Here is a 13,143-nt window from a genome sequence, read left to right as displayed (position 1 = left end):
TGTGGGGCCATGCCAAGCCGCATGTCGCCCGTCTCGCCGTGTTTGCTGTGCCGCCGCAACGATGAAACCTGAAATCGACTGAGGAGCAGCATGCGAAAGCTTTGGGCCCCCAACTGGCTATCCCGACGCCAGAACGCCAATCCCACCCGCGACCAGAGTCGCCATGCCTTGATGGCGTGGCTGGCTGCGGCATTGATGTCGGCGGGCGCGGCGCACGCGCAACTGAACGTGGAGATCACCGGAGTCGGCTCGAACCAGTTCCCGGTAGCGACCGCCAACTTCCAGGGCGAGGCCCAGGCCCCGCAGAACCTGACCGCCATCATCCGCAGCGACCTGACGAACAGCGGACGCTTCCGCAACGTCGACCCCGCAGGCGCGACCGTGGCCGAATCGGCCCAGGTGGACCTGGGCAGCTGGAAGGCGAAGGGCGCCGACGCGTTCGTGGCCGGCAGCGTGACGCCGACCAGCAATGGCCAGTACGAGGTGCGTTTCCGCCTGTACGACACCGCCAAGGGGCAGAGCCTTGGCGGTCTGGCATTCACCGTCACGCAGGGCCAGCTCCGCGTGACCGCGCATAAGATCGCCGACTACATCTACGAGAAGCTGCTCGGCGAGCGCGGTGTGTTTGCGACGCGCCTGTCGTATGTGTCGAAGGTGGGCAATCGCTACCAGCTTCTGATCTCCGATTCGGATGGCCAGAACGCCCAGATCGCGCTGACCAGCACCGAACCGATCATCTCCCCCGCGTGGTCGCCCGATGGCCGCCGCGTGGCCTACGTCTCGTTCGAAGCCAAGAAGCCGGTGGTCTACGTGCATGACCTGGCAACGGGCAAGCGTGTTGTGGTGTCGAATCAGAAGGGCAACAACAGCGCGCCGTCCTGGTCGCCCGATGGCCAGCACCTGGCCGTGTCGCTCTCCCGCGACGGCAACACGCAGATCTACCAGGTCAACGCCGATGGCTCAGGCCTGCGTCGCCTGACCCGCAGCAGCGCCATCGATACGGAGCCGCAGTTCTCCCCGGATGGCCGTAGCATTTATTTCACCAGCGATCGCGGCGGCGCGCCGCAGATCTACCGTATGCCGGCGTCTGGCGAGGAATCCGGCGCAGCGCAGCGCGTGACCTTCAAGGGCAGCTACAACGTCAGCCCGCGTATATCGCCGGACGGCAAGTACCTGGCCTACATTTCGCGCAGCGGTGGCTTCAGGCTGCAACTACAGGACCTGTCGAACGGTGATGTGACGTCGCTCACCGATACGACCAACGATGAATCCCCGAGCTTCGCGGCCAACGGCAAGTACATTCTCTATGCCACCCGCGTGGGCGGCCGCTCCGTACTGGCGGCAGTCTCCACGGACGGACGCACCAAGCAGGTTCTGTCTCTCCAGTCCGGCGCTGTTCGAGAGCCGTCCTGGGGGCCTTTCATGCAGTAAAAAAGAGGAGTCTCTCGCCATGTCCCAAATGATGACCAAATCGCTCGCCATTGCCGCTCTGCTGGCTCTGGGCGCCTGCAGCTCGGGTGTGAAGCTCGACGACGCATCGAAGTCCGGCGCCGGCACCGGCGCGACCACCGACGCACGCAATGTGGCGCCGGTCGATGTTTCGCGTGACCCGCTGAACGACCCGAACGGCCCGCTGGCCAAGCGCAGCGTGTACTTCGATTTCGACAGCTACTCCGTGAAGCAGGACTACCAAGGCATGCTGCAAGCCCACTCGCAGTACCTGGGCAGCAACAAGAGCCGCAAGATCCTGATCCAGGGCAACACCGACGAGCGTGGCACCAGCGAGTACAACCTGGCATTGGGCCAGAAGCGTGCCGAAGCCGTGCGCCGTTCGCTGGCTGCGATGGGTGTGCCTGACTCGCAGATGGAAGCTGTGAGCCTGGGCAAGGAAAAGCCGAAGGCAACCGGTCACGATGATGCCTCGTGGGCCGAGAACCGTCGCGCCGATATCGTTTACTGATCCACGGATAATTCTTCATGAATGCTCGCGTTTCCACGCTGCTATGGCTTGCCGCTGTATCCGGCGGTGGCCTGCTGGCAGCCATTCCCGCGCACGCCGGCGTCTTTGACGACGACGAGGCGCGCCGTGCGGTGATCCAGATCCGGGACCAGTTCAACGGTTTCCAGGCCACGGCATCCCAGCGCATCGACCAGAACAGCCGGACCCTGCTCGACGCGCAGAACCAGCTCGAAGGTCTGCGCCAAGAGGTCGCCCGACTGCGCGGTCAGAATGAAGTGCTGCAAAACACGGTGGATACGCTGCAGAAGCAGCAGAAGGATTACTACGCTGACCTGGATGCGCGCCTGAAGAAATTCGAGCCGCAGCAGGTGACCGTGGAAGGGCGCGAGGGCATCGCCCAACCGACCGAGAAGCCGGAGTACGACGCTGCGCTGAAGCAGTTCCAGTCGGGCGACTTCAAGGGCGCGGGCAATGCCTTCTCGGCGTTTGCGAAGAAGTATCCGCAAAGCCCGTACTTGCCGCTGGCGCAGTTCTGGCTCGGCAATTCGCTCTACGCGCAGCGCGACTACAAGGGGTCGACGTACGTGCTGGATACCATGGTGAAGAACTTCCCGACGCACCCGAAGGCGCCGGACGCCATGATCGCCATCGCCAACAACCAGTTCGAGTCTGGCCAGAAGGCCGCGGCCAAGAAGACACTGGAAGCCGTGGTGGCGAAATATCCGGGGACTGAAGGCGCCCAGGCCGCGAGCAACCGGCTGAAGACGCTGAAGTAACCGATACCGGTATGTAGTCCAGGAAAGGGTCCGCGCGAGCGGGCCTTTTTCTTTGGGCTGCCGCATATCAATCGCCGTGGGATTCAGGCCATCAGCCGCGCCTGATCCTGTTGATCTGGCCGCCGCGCTAAAATACGCGCTTCGCCCAATCCGGGCGTATTACAGCGCGCTTGTTCCGCGCGCAACCATCATGACCAAACGCGCCATCGTTCTGCTTTCCGGCGGCCTTGATTCCGCCACCGTCCTCGCCATGGCCAACGCGGCCGGCTTCGAAACCTATGCGCTGTCCATGCGCTATGGCCAGCGCCATTCGTCCGAGCTTGAAGCTGCCAAACGCGTGGCGGCCGAACTTGGCGCGAAGCGCCACGAAATCATCGACCTCGACCTGCGCCGTTTCGGTGGCTCAGCCCTGACCGATGACGCGCTCGACGTGCCCACCGACGGCACCGCAGGCGGAATTCCGATCACTTACGTGCCGGCGCGCAATACGATCATGCTGTCGCTGGCGCTTGGCTGGGCCGAGGCAATCGGCGGACGCGACCTGTTTTTCGGCGCGAATGCCGTCGACTACTCCGGCTATCCGGACTGCCGGCCCGAATATGTCGCTGCCTATGAGGCGCTGGCCAACCTGGCCACGAAGGCTGGCGTGGAAGGCGATCGCTTTCACGTGCATGCTCCGATCATCGACATGACCAAGGCCGAGATCATTCTCGCTGGCGTGAAGCTCGGCGTCGACTACGGCCTGACCGTCTCGTGCTACAAGGCCGATGACGATGGCCGCGCGTGCGGCGTGTGCGATTCGTGCCGGATTCGCCGGGCCGGCTTCGAGGCCGCCGGCGTGCCCGACCCGACCCGTTACCAGACCCCCAACTGATTAAAGAAGAGAGGGGTGCCGCCAGAGTGCCCCCTCCAGACAGAAATCCACGAGCCACCCCCGGTCCGACATGCCCGATATCGATATCCCAGCGCTTATGCGCACCGTGCTGCTGAGCACCTTCGTCCTGACCTTCCTGTTTGGCGCGATCCTGCAGCGCACGCATTTCTGCACGATGGGCGCCGTCTCGGACATCGTCAACATCGGTGACTGGAGCCGCATGCGTATGTGGATCATGGCCATTGGCGTGGCGATGATTGGCACTGGCGTGCTGGCTTGGGCTGGCCTGATCGACCCGACCAAGACGATCTACACCTCGGCCAGGCTCGGCTGGCTGTCTACGGCAGTGGGCGGCTTGATGTTCGGCTTCGGCATGGTGCTGGCGTCGGGCTGCGGCAGCAAGACGCTTGTGCGGATTGGCGCCGGCAACCTGAAGTCACTGGTGGTGTTCGTCTTCCTGGGGCTCTCGGCCTATATGACGTTGCGCGGCCTGTTCGGCGTGGTGCGCGTGAGTACCGTCGATACCGTGGCTGTCACACTGCCGGCGACGCAGGATCTGCCGTCGCTCATCGCGCACGGCACCGGCCTGGCGCGCGGCACGCTGCAACTGGCACTGGGTGTGGTGATCGGCGCCGTGCTGGTTATCTGGGCGCTGCTCGGCAATGGCTTTCGCACGTTCGACAACCTGCTGGGCGGTCTGGCGGTTGGGTTGATCATCGTCGGCATGTGGTACGTATCGGGCCATATCGGCTATGTGTCCGAGGACCCGAACACGCTCGAGGAGCTGTTCGTGGCCAGCAACAGCGGTCGCATGGAAAGCTTGAGCTTCGTGGCGCCGTATGCGTACACCCTCGACTGGCTGATGATGTTCAGCGACAAGAGCAAGGTGCTGACGATCGGCATTGTCAGCGTGTTTGGCGTAATCGCTGGCGCGGCAGCCTATGCGTTGGTCTCGCGCACGTTCCGTTGGGAGGGATTCGGCAATGCCGAGGATGTGGCCAACCATATGGTCGGGGGTATCCTGATGGGCGCTGGCGGCGTCACGGCGCTGGGCTGCACCGTGGGGCAGGGGCTGTCGGGCGTGTCGACGTTGGCAGTCGGCTCGTTCATCGCCTTCGCCGCGATCATCGTCGGGGCAGTGCTGGCGTTCAAGTACCAGATCTGGCGGCTCGAACGCATGGCCTGAAGCGACGGGCGAGTCGTCAGGCTTGACAGTCGGTAGGAGCATCCCTATAATCGCCGATTCAGTTTTTGCGGGTCGTTAGCTCAGTCGGTAGAGCAGCGGACTTTTAATCCGTTGGTCGCGTGTTCGAGTCACGCACGACCCACCAGTATTACGAAGGGCCTGTGGCGAAAGTCACAGGCCCTTTTTGTTTTGGCGCTGTCAACGAAGTGCCAACGGTGAGGCGCGTGGCTTGGCGCGGCGGACGGTGCGGGCACCCTTCGCGGCAAATATGGTTGTTATCAAAGCGACATCGTGGGGCCTGGCTCCGAACTGATCCTGGCCAGCATCGTGCGCCGTTATCGGGTGGATGCGGACCCTACGCACGTGCCCAAGGTGGTGGGGCGCGTCACAGTCCGCTCGGGCAATGGGGTGCGAGTCCGATTGCATCGCCGCTGATGGCGCTTCGGGCGTGATGGGCGTGATCGGCGTCCGTGTGCCAACGAAGGCCGGGAGCTTGCTGGGCAGGCAACGTCACAAGTGATCGTTGCGGCAATCGCGCGCTACTTGCGTGGCAGCGTCTCGGGCTTTGGCTCGCAGTCGATCATGGTATTTAATCCGGATATCTCCAGGCTGGTCGTCGCAAGCAACATGGCGAAGGACCGATGAGAGGATGTCATGAAGCGGCTCGCAGGCCGGCTGGCCATTCTTCTTGCCCTGGGCCTCGCAGCCATCAGCAGCGCGCGGGCGTCCGAGATCGTCTGTCCGCCTAACTACCAGGCCAGTACCGTCCGATGTGTCGATCCGTCGGTCAGTTACTGCGCGCGCCCGGCTGCCCGGCTGGCCTCTGGCGAGCGGCTGATCTGCGAGTACGCGATGCTCAACGTTGCCTACGAACGCATCTACGCGGACCAGCAGCGGATGCTGCACGCGGGCACGCTGAGCACGGCCGATCTCGCGGCCTGGCGCAGGAAGCGCAACGCCTGCGAGACGGTCACGTGCGTCGACGAGGTGTTCGCGGACTGGCGGCGAATGCCTGCTCGGCGACCTGTCGAGCATCCCGCGGCCGCGAGGACCATGGCTTCGACGGCGAACCGTCCGCCGACTGCCGCACCTGCACCTGCACCTGCACCGGTACCCGCGCCGGCGCCGATGTTGTCGCCAGCGATCAAGGCATTGTCCGTTGCGCCGACGGAGCCGCCCCCGGCGCTCTCGCCCCCTGTCCGTAATGAGCCAGTGACGCTTGCGACATCCGTCGTCCAAGCACGTGCGACGCGTGACGTTCCGCCCTGGGTGCTCGCCTGGCTGATCCTGCCGGTGGCCGTTCTCTGCATGTGTGCCTGGGTACTGGCACACGGCAGGGGTCGCAACGTGGCGCCAACATCGGTTCGGTTGCTGGCCGACCGGTTGCATCACATGTCACATGCGACGTTCGTCCTCGGCGCGCTCGCCGTCGTCAATGGCGTCATGCTGGTTATGGTGTTGATGGGCTGACATGGCGGTTGAACCGTTTCAATTACCCAGTCTGAGGTAGAGACACCCCGGGCGGGCTCGCTGACAATGATTGCGCCGTGCCGCATCTGGTGCGGCGCAGTCGTTTGATGGTGCCGGAACGTCCGGCACGGGAAGTCTCCAATGCGGCGAGCTGGTGAAGGTAGTCTGCCGGCCGGTGAGCAAGTGTCGAGCCTCATCTGGCCGTTCGTTCCGGTGGTTGTGGCGCTGGCCTTGTTCTGCATTGCCAGCGTGGATGTGCTATCTGCCGCGCGCAGCTTCGTCGCCGGGGAAAGCCTCTGGACCAAGGGACAGAAGGCGGCGGTCCTGCATTTGCTCAACTATTCCCGCAGCCAGCTCGATACCGATTACGACGCATACCTTGCTGCCATCGCCGTGCCGCTTGGCGATCGTCAGGCGCGTATCGAACTGGAAAAGCATTCGCGCTATGACCATACGCGGGCGGTCGAAGGGCTGCTGATCGGCGGCAATCATACCGACGACATCTCCGGAATGATCCGGCTCTACCGCACGTTCCGCGGCGTCGCGGAGATCGACGAAGCTATCGAGATCTGGGTGGCAGCCGATGTCGATATCGCCCGGCTCGACACGCTGTCCCGGACATTGCGCGGGCGCTTTCGTGCTGGCGACTGCGATGCCCGCTGCGTGGCGCCTATCCGGCGCGAGATCGTCGATATCGACAATCGGCTGACACCCCAGGAGGCGGCATTCTCCTCGACTCTAGGCAGAGCTTCGCGGCGCGTGCGCGCGCTGCTGACGTGGAGCTCGATTGCGGTGGCGGTGACGTTGCTTGCGTGGGTCACGTGGGTGTCACGCAGCATGATGATCAAGGAGCGGCAGCTACGCGCCGCACTGTCGACCAGTGAGGAACGCCTGCAACTGGCGGTGGCCGGCAGCAACGACGGCCTGTGGGACTGGCATCCGCATCGCGGAGAACTCTATTTTTCCCCTCGGTGCGCGGAAATGCTCGGCTATCGCGCCAACGAACTCCCGCACGCGGTCGAGACCTTGATGGCACTGACCCATCCCGATGACGTCACCGAGCTGGGGCGCCGCCTGTCGGGGCACATGCGCAAGGGCACCCCGTATGACATCGAGCTGCGACTACGGAAGAAGGCAGGGGGATATCTTTGGATGCGGGCGCGGGGCCGCATGGTGCGCAGCGCGGTTGGCAAGGCCGTGCGCATGGCAGGCTCGCTCAGCGACATCTCGGACCGGAAGCGCTTCGAGGCGCAATTGCATACGGAAAAGGAGCGGGCGCAGGTCACGCTCCAGGCAATTGGCGAGGCAGTGATCACGACCGATGTCTGGGGACGGATTGAATCGCTCAACCCGGTGGCCGAGGCGATGACGGGCTGGACCGAGGCCGAAGCGGCCGGTTGTTTCCTGCCTCAGGTTTGTCCGCTGACCGATGAAGTTACATGCGATCTGGTGACCGATCTGGTGCCACGCGCGCTGGCCGGGACGTGGCCGAGCCAGACTGTCACGGTGCTGAGCCGGCGTTCGGCGGGCGAGTCTTCGGCGAGAGTGGTCGTCAAACCTTCCGTGGCGCTGATCCGGGACAAGGTTGGGCAGGCCATCGGCGTGGTGGTCGTGCTCCACGACGTCAGCCTGGAACGCGCGCAGGCGGCCCAGCTGGCCTATGAAGCCAGCCATGATCCGTTGACCGGGCTGGTGAATCGGCCCGAGTTCGAGCGCAGGCTCGAAACGGCAATCTTGCGGGCCCGGCAGGAGGGGTGCACGCACACGCTGATGTACCTCGACCTGGATCGGTTCAAGGCTGTCAACGATACGTGTGGCCATGCCGCCGGGGACGAACTGCTCTGCCAGATCGCCGATCTCATGCGCCAGCAGCTACGCCGTAGCGATACGCTGGCGCGGTTGGGTGGCGACGAATTCGCGGTGCTGCTCGAACACTGCTTGCCGAGTGATGGCGAACGGGTGGCGGAATCCCTGCGTCAGGCGATTGCTGCGTTCCGCTTTATCTGCCGGGGGCATGTGTTCTCGGTCGCCGTCAGCGTGGGGCTGATCCGGCTCGATGAGCGGACCTCCAACACGGAAGACGCGCTCGGCGCCGCCGATGTGGCCTGCTATCGGGCCAAGCGTGCCGGACGCAATCGCGTGGAGGTCAGCTAGTCAGGATTGGGGTGGGGTGGAGGTTGCCGGTGGAGATTTCACCAGCGGATCGCGGAAGCCGGTGTCGACGACCTCGGTCGGTGCGGTTGGCGTAGGCGCTTTTGATGTGCCAGCATTCGCCGGTACGCCCCGCACGGACTGCCAGGTCTTGATGGCCCAATAACCGGCGCCGGCCACGACCCCAAGCTTCGAGACCTTCCAGGCGACACGGCCGATCGGTGTGCGCCGCAGCAGCGGTAGCGCCAGCGTGATCGCCGTGCTGACCATCGGATATTCGCGCGTCAGACCCAGCAGTTTGAGCCAGCCGGGTGTGTGGGTCAGGTTTGGCAGCCAGTTGCCGAGGCTGGTCATCCGGCGTACGCCGCCCTTGACGTTGTGCAGCGCCTGCACGGCGTCGTAGCGTTCCAGCGCCGCGCGAGTGATCAGCAGTTCCTTGCGGATCTCCAGCGGCAGCCGGACTTCCTTGGAGAATCGGACCGGACGCGCATGCTCGTGGCGCTGGCCCAGGTTGGTCGAATCGTCGGCGGGCGTGGTCATCGGCGCAGCATCTCCCTGTCTTTGTCGAGCTCGGCCAGCGTGGCTTCGAACAGCGGCGGCGCGCGTCGGACCATGCGGCGCGCCAGCAACAGGCAGATCGCGGCGCAGGCGAGGTAGGCCAGGATGATGATGCCGAGGGCCTGCCAGCGGTAGGTTTCCCAGAATACGATGGCGACCAGCAGCGTGAACGTCATCAGCGCCATGCTGAAGAAGACGAGTCCGAAGCACGCCAGCAGCGCAACCTTCATCAGCCGGCCGCGCTCCTCGGCCAATTCCACACTGGCCAGTTCCAGGCGCGTCTGGAGCATCGACACCACGGAACTGGCGAGGTTGCGAACGGACTCCAGGAACTTGGGGGAAGGGGATTCGCTCATGCGGCTCCGGCGAAGGATCGATGCGCCCGCAGTGGCGGCATCTGCAATGAAAAGGTCCCGGTGCGGCGGGCAGTGCCGCGGACCGGGCCTCGGGCCAAGGCGTCCGGCGCAGATGCGCGGCCAGGACGCCGTGCTGCGATAGGTATTACTTGCGGTTCAGCAGCAGACCGATCAGCAGGCCCACACCGGCTGCCACGCCCACGGCGCGCCACGGGTGGTCATGCACGTAGTCATCGGTGGCGCGTGCGGCGGCCTTGCTCTTGGTGACCACGGCATCTTGCAGATCCTGGGCCTTTTCCTTGGCTTGCTTCAGCAGGCCCATGCCACGCTCGCGCAGTTCGGCAGCTTTTTCCCCGGTGGTCGAGGCCGCTTGCTTCAGCAGTTCCTCGGCATCGGACAGAACGGTCTTGACATCGCTCATTAGTTTCTCCTGTTTGCGGGCGGTTGGTTCAAGTAGTGACATTTTGCCTTGCCAGCCCTGGCTTGTGGCGTTTCTTGTCGTCCAAGTAGCATATGTGGCGGCCTGCCATCGTTTCAAGCCTGAATCCGCAAATCCATACTGCTGTCACTTGCCACGCCCTTGTTTCGGCCGTAGCGAGCCAGGGCAGGGGGACGTCAAAGCGTGGTCACCGCAAGTCTTTATGACTTCGAGTGATTTTGTAGTGACTTTATATTCGTTTGGGTTGGAAGGCAATCCAACTAAGCTCGGTTCCCTGTGTTTGCACGTCATTCCTTACGTTTATTTACTGTTGTTTCAGGAGACCCCCGATGGCACTGCGTCTTGGCGATATCGCACCGGATTTTGAACAGGAATCGAGCGAAGGCCGCATCCGCTTCCATGATTGGCTCGGCGATGGCTGGGGTGTCCTGTTTTCGCATCCGGCGGACTACACCCCGGTGTGCACGACCGAACTGGGCCTGACCGCTCGGCTGAAAGAAGAGTTCGCAAAGCGCAACGTCAAGGCGATCGCCCTGTCGGTGGATAGTGTGGAATCGCATCACGGCTGGATCCAGGACATCAACGACACCCAGTCGACCACGGTCAACTTCCCGATCCTGGCCGACGGTGACCGCAAGGTGTCCGAGCTATACGACATGATTCACCCGAACGCCAACGAAACCCTGACGGTGCGTTCGCTGTTCGTGATCGACCCGAAGAAGAAGGTCCGCCTGATCATTACATACCCTGCCAGCACCGGCCGCAACTTCAACGAGATCCTGCGCGTCATCGATTCGCTGCAGCTCACCGACAATCACAGCGTGGCCACGCCGGGAAACTGGCAGGACGGCGACGACGTGGTGATCGTGCCCTCGCTGAAGGACGAAGAGGTCATCCGCCAGAAATTCCCGAAGGGTTACAAGGCCGTACGTCCGTACCTGCGTCTGACGCCGCAGCCCAACAAGTGAAAAAACCGGGCCCGGGGTTTGCCCCCGGGCCCGGTTCAGTGCCACTGACCTTTCGAATGATGTCGTAAAACGGCGGGCTTGCCCGTCGTCTCCTTGGTAGTGTGCTTCCGCCCGGCTTGATGACTCAAGACCGGGCTTTTTTCATGCTTCCAGCTTCAGAAGAATGCCTGGAGGCCAGTTTGCGCGCGACCCAGGATCAGCGCGTGGATGTCGTGCGTGCCTTCGTAGGTGTTGACCACCTCGAGGTTGACCACGTGGCGGATCACGCCGAACTCGTCGGAAATACCGTTGCCGCCGAGCATGTCACGCGCCACGCGGGCGATGTCGAGCGACTTGCCGCACGAGTTGCGCTTCATGATCGAGGTGATTTCCACCGCGGCGGTGCCTTCGTCCTTCATGCGGCCCAGGCGCAGGCAGCCTTGCAGGCCCAGCGTGATCTCGGTCTGCATGTCGGCCAGCTTCTTCTGCACCAGCTGGGTGGCGGCCAGCGGGCGGCCGAACTGCTTGCGGTCCAGCGTGTACTGGCGTGCGGTATGCCAGCAGAATTCGGCAGCACCGAGCGCACCCCAGGCAATGCCATATCGGGCCGAGTTCAGGCAGGTGAACGGACCCTTCAGGCCGCTGACGCCCGGCATGATGTTCTCTTCCGGCACGAATACCTGGTCCAGCACGATTTCACCGGTGATCGACGTGCGCAGGCCAACCTTGCCGTGGATGGCCGGGGCCGACAGACCCTTCCAGCCCTTTTCCAGGATGAAACCGCGGATGGCTTCCTTGCCATCGTCGCCCATCAGCTTGGCCCACACCACGAACACGTCGGCGATCGGCGAGTTGGTGATCCACATCTTGGCGCCGGTCAGCTCGTAGCCGCCAGCCACCTTCTTGGCGCGCGTGACCATCGAGCCCGGGTCCGAGCCATGGTTCGGTTCGGTCAGGCCGAAGCAGCCAATCCACTCGCCGGTGGCCAGCTTGGGCAGGTACTTCTGCTTCTGGGCTTCGGTGCCGAACTCGTAGATCGGGACCATGACCAGCGACGACTGCACGCTCATCATCGAGCGGTAGCCCGAATCCACGCGCTCCACTTCACGCGCGATCAGGCCGTAGCTGACGTAGTTCAGGCCGGGGCCGCCGTACTGCTCGGGGATGGTCGGGCCGAGCAGGCCCAGTTCGCCCATCTCGCGGAAGATCTCCACATCGGTCTTCTCGTTACGGAAGGACTGCAGCACGCGCGGCATCAGCTTGTCCTGGCAGTAAGCCGCGGCGGCGTCACGCACCATGCGTTCGTCGGCGGTCAGTTGCTGGTCGAGCAACAGCGGGTCAGCCCAGTTGAATTCGGCGTTGGCAGCCATGGAGGTCTCCTTCTTTGGTGTGGCGAGGAAGGCCTGTAGCCTTCACACAATCCGGGAAAAACGACACGAAATGGAAATCGGGTGGAATTTCTTAAGTTCCGCATTGCGGAACCTTGTTCCGATGAGCTAGTATAGCCGAACCGATCCGCGGCGCAACAGGGGAAATCTCGCGCCCCGGAGATTTGCGTTCGGCAATCGACCAACCCCATCTGGAGTTTCGCCTTGGACATTTCATCCGAATCCGTCGCGCCAGCCGCGGAGCCGGCGCCGCGTGAACGCGAAAGCGATCCGAACTTCGTTACTGCGCTGGCGCGCGGACTGGAGTTGCTGCGCTGTTTCCGCACGGGCGAGACCATGCTCGGCAATCAGGATTTCGTGCGCCGCACCGGCTTCCCGAAGGCGACGGTCAGCCGCCTGGCCGGCACGCTGGTGCAGCTTGGCTACCTTCGCTATGACGACAGCCTGGGCAAGTATGCGCTCGATGCCGGCGTGCTGGCACTCGGGTTCTCGTACCTGTCGGCCTCCGGCGTGGTGGCGCTGGCGCGCCCGCACATGCTGGCATTCGCGCAGCAGCACGGTGTCTCGGTGTCACTGGGCAAGCGCGAGCGGCTGGAAGTCATCTACCTGGAGTCGATCCGGAACGACGCGGGCGCGATGCTCGGCCTGGGCGTGGGATCGCGCCTGTCGCTGGTATCGAGTTCGATGGGGCGGGCTTATCTGGCTGCGCTGCCGCAGGCCCGGCGCGATCGCGTGCTGGCCGAGTTCGCGCAGGCGTTCCCGGAACAATGGAAGGCACAGGAAGCACTGACGCGCGCGGCATTGGCGACGGCGGAGCGCGACGGCTATGCGGCGTCGTTCCGTGACTGGCATCCCGCCATTCACGCGTGCGCGGTGGCGTTTCGTCCGGTGGGGGAGAAGGATTTGCACATGCTCAGCTGCAGCGCATCGTATGGCGCCGTCGGCGAGGAGGTGTTTCGGGAGAAGCTGGCGCCTGCGTTGCAGGCGTTGGCCACGCGGCTGTCGGACCCGGCCGGGCGACAAGTCTGAGTGCCGCAG

The 13,143-nt window shown here is 63.8% G+C and carries 13 protein-coding genes and 1 tRNA gene; 10 read left to right on the top strand and 4 right to left on the bottom strand.

The features are described from left to right. Positions 1 to 90: 90 nt before the first annotated feature. The 8 genes from tolB (at position 91) to WD006_RS11765 (ending at position 8,420) form a co-directional block, all read left to right on the top strand. Positions 91 to 1,431, top strand: coding sequence for a Tol-Pal system beta propeller repeat protein TolB (gene tolB / locus WD006_RS11800; RefSeq protein WP_011517249.1), 1,341 nt, complete (start codon positions 91 to 93; stop codon positions 1,429 to 1,431). A gap of 19 nt (positions 1,432 to 1,450) precedes the next feature. After that, the gene (pal, locus tag WD006_RS11795) at positions 1,451 to 1,960 is read left to right on the top strand and encodes a peptidoglycan-associated lipoprotein Pal (protein WP_011517248.1); all 510 of its coding nucleotides are present in this window, start codon (positions 1,451 to 1,453) and stop codon (positions 1,958 to 1,960) included. Positions 1,961 to 1,977: 17 nt separating this feature from the next. Continuing rightward, complete coding sequence (gene ybgF / locus WD006_RS11790; RefSeq protein ID WP_008642274.1) at positions 1,978 to 2,736, top strand: tol-pal system protein YbgF; 759 nt, start codon at positions 1,978 to 1,980, stop codon at positions 2,734 to 2,736. Positions 2,737 to 2,926: 190 nt separating this feature from the next. Further along, on the top strand, positions 2,927 to 3,610 hold the full coding sequence (gene queC, locus WD006_RS11785) for a 7-cyano-7-deazaguanine synthase QueC (protein ID WP_029307303.1): 684 nt from the start codon (positions 2,927 to 2,929) through the stop codon (positions 3,608 to 3,610). A gap of 70 nt (positions 3,611 to 3,680) precedes the next feature. Next, positions 3,681 to 4,796 carry a YeeE/YedE family protein gene (locus tag WD006_RS11780; RefSeq protein ID WP_011517246.1) on the top strand — a complete coding sequence of 372 codons (1,116 nt, stop codon included), beginning with the start codon at positions 3,681 to 3,683 and terminating at the stop codon, positions 4,794 to 4,796. A 69-nt stretch (positions 4,797 to 4,865) separates the two neighbouring features. Next, positions 4,866 to 4,941: transfer RNA gene (locus WD006_RS11775), tRNA-Lys, on the top strand. 509 nt (positions 4,942 to 5,450) lie between these two features. Continuing rightward, on the top strand, positions 5,451 to 6,266 hold the full coding sequence (locus WD006_RS11770; protein ID WP_029307304.1) for a hypothetical protein: 816 nt from the start codon (positions 5,451 to 5,453) through the stop codon (positions 6,264 to 6,266). A gap of 183 nt (positions 6,267 to 6,449) precedes the next feature. Further along, positions 6,450 to 8,420, top strand: a complete 1,971-nt coding sequence (locus WD006_RS11765) for a diguanylate cyclase domain-containing protein (RefSeq protein WP_227874039.1) — start codon at positions 6,450 to 6,452, stop codon at positions 8,418 to 8,420. Here the strand turns inward: WD006_RS11765 and WD006_RS11760 are convergent, their stop codons facing one another. From WD006_RS11760 to WD006_RS11750, 3 genes are all read right to left on the bottom strand, one after another. Then, complete coding sequence (locus WD006_RS11760) at positions 8,421 to 8,957, bottom strand: DUF3318 domain-containing protein (protein WP_011517229.1); 537 nt, start codon at positions 8,955 to 8,957, stop codon at positions 8,421 to 8,423. Then, positions 8,954 to 9,331, bottom strand: coding sequence for a phage holin family protein (locus WD006_RS11755; protein WP_008642301.1), 378 nt, complete (start codon positions 9,329 to 9,331; stop codon positions 8,954 to 8,956). The genes WD006_RS11760 and WD006_RS11755 overlap by 4 nt, the downstream gene beginning before the upstream one ends. A gap of 145 nt (positions 9,332 to 9,476) precedes the next feature. After that, complete coding sequence (locus tag WD006_RS11750) at positions 9,477 to 9,794, bottom strand: DUF883 family protein (protein WP_029307306.1); 318 nt, start codon at positions 9,792 to 9,794, stop codon at positions 9,477 to 9,479. Between the two features lie 305 nt (positions 9,795 to 10,099). Here WD006_RS11750 and WD006_RS11745 point away from each other — a divergent pair, with 305 nt between their 5' ends. Continuing rightward, on the top strand, positions 10,100 to 10,738 hold the full coding sequence (locus tag WD006_RS11745) for a peroxiredoxin (protein ID WP_011517227.1): 639 nt from the start codon (positions 10,100 to 10,102) through the stop codon (positions 10,736 to 10,738). Positions 10,739 to 10,893: 155 nt separating this feature from the next. Here WD006_RS11745 and WD006_RS11740 read toward each other — a convergent pair whose 3' ends face one another. Beyond that, positions 10,894 to 12,087: an acyl-CoA dehydrogenase gene (locus WD006_RS11740; protein WP_008642309.1), complete on the bottom strand. Its 1,194-nt coding sequence runs from the start codon at positions 12,085 to 12,087 to the stop codon at positions 10,894 to 10,896. Positions 12,088 to 12,309: 222 nt separating this feature from the next. On the opposite strand from WD006_RS11740, the gene WD006_RS11735 reads away from it, so the two are divergent. Further along, the gene (locus WD006_RS11735; protein WP_011517226.1) at positions 12,310 to 13,134 is read left to right on the top strand and encodes an IclR family transcriptional regulator; all 825 of its coding nucleotides are present in this window, start codon (positions 12,310 to 12,312) and stop codon (positions 13,132 to 13,134) included. Positions 13,135 to 13,143: the final 9 nt, after the last annotated feature.

Origin of the sequence: Cupriavidus sp. Met-2 (assembly GCF_049843575.1) — a bacterium.
GTDB lineage: Bacteria > Pseudomonadota > Gammaproteobacteria > Burkholderiales > Burkholderiaceae > Cupriavidus > Cupriavidus metallidurans.
Note: the sequence above shows the minus strand (reverse complement) of the source record. Positions and strands in the feature narration are given on the sequence as shown.

Bases quoted from the DNA above. Each gene is read 5' to 3' on its own strand.
- tolB (WP_011517249.1), top strand. From the start codon at position 91: ATGCGAAAGCTTTGGGCCCCCAACTGGCTATCCCGACGCCAGAACGCC.
- pal (WP_011517248.1), top strand. From the start codon at position 1,451: ATGTCCCAAATGATGACCAAATCGCTCGCCATTGCCGCTCTGCTGGCT.
- ybgF (WP_008642274.1), top strand. From the start codon at position 1,978: ATGAATGCTCGCGTTTCCACGCTGCTATGGCTTGCCGCTGTATCCGGC.
- queC (WP_029307303.1), top strand. From the start codon at position 2,927: ATGACCAAACGCGCCATCGTTCTGCTTTCCGGCGGCCTTGATTCCGCC.
- WD006_RS11780 (WP_011517246.1), top strand. From the start codon at position 3,681: ATGCCCGATATCGATATCCCAGCGCTTATGCGCACCGTGCTGCTGAGC.
- WD006_RS11770 (WP_029307304.1), top strand. From the start codon at position 5,451: ATGAAGCGGCTCGCAGGCCGGCTGGCCATTCTTCTTGCCCTGGGCCTC.
- WD006_RS11760 (WP_011517229.1), bottom strand. From the start codon at position 8,957: ATGACCACGCCCGCCGACGATTCGACCAACCTGGGCCAGCGCCACGAG.
- WD006_RS11755 (WP_008642301.1), bottom strand. From the start codon at position 9,331: ATGAGCGAATCCCCTTCCCCCAAGTTCCTGGAGTCCGTTCGCAACCTC.
- WD006_RS11750 (WP_029307306.1), bottom strand. From the start codon at position 9,794: ATGTCACTACTTGAACCAACCGCCCGCAAACAGGAGAAACTAATGAGC.
- WD006_RS11745 (WP_011517227.1), top strand. From the start codon at position 10,100: ATGGCACTGCGTCTTGGCGATATCGCACCGGATTTTGAACAGGAATCG.
- WD006_RS11740 (WP_008642309.1), bottom strand. From the start codon at position 12,087: ATGGCTGCCAACGCCGAATTCAACTGGGCTGACCCGCTGTTGCTCGAC.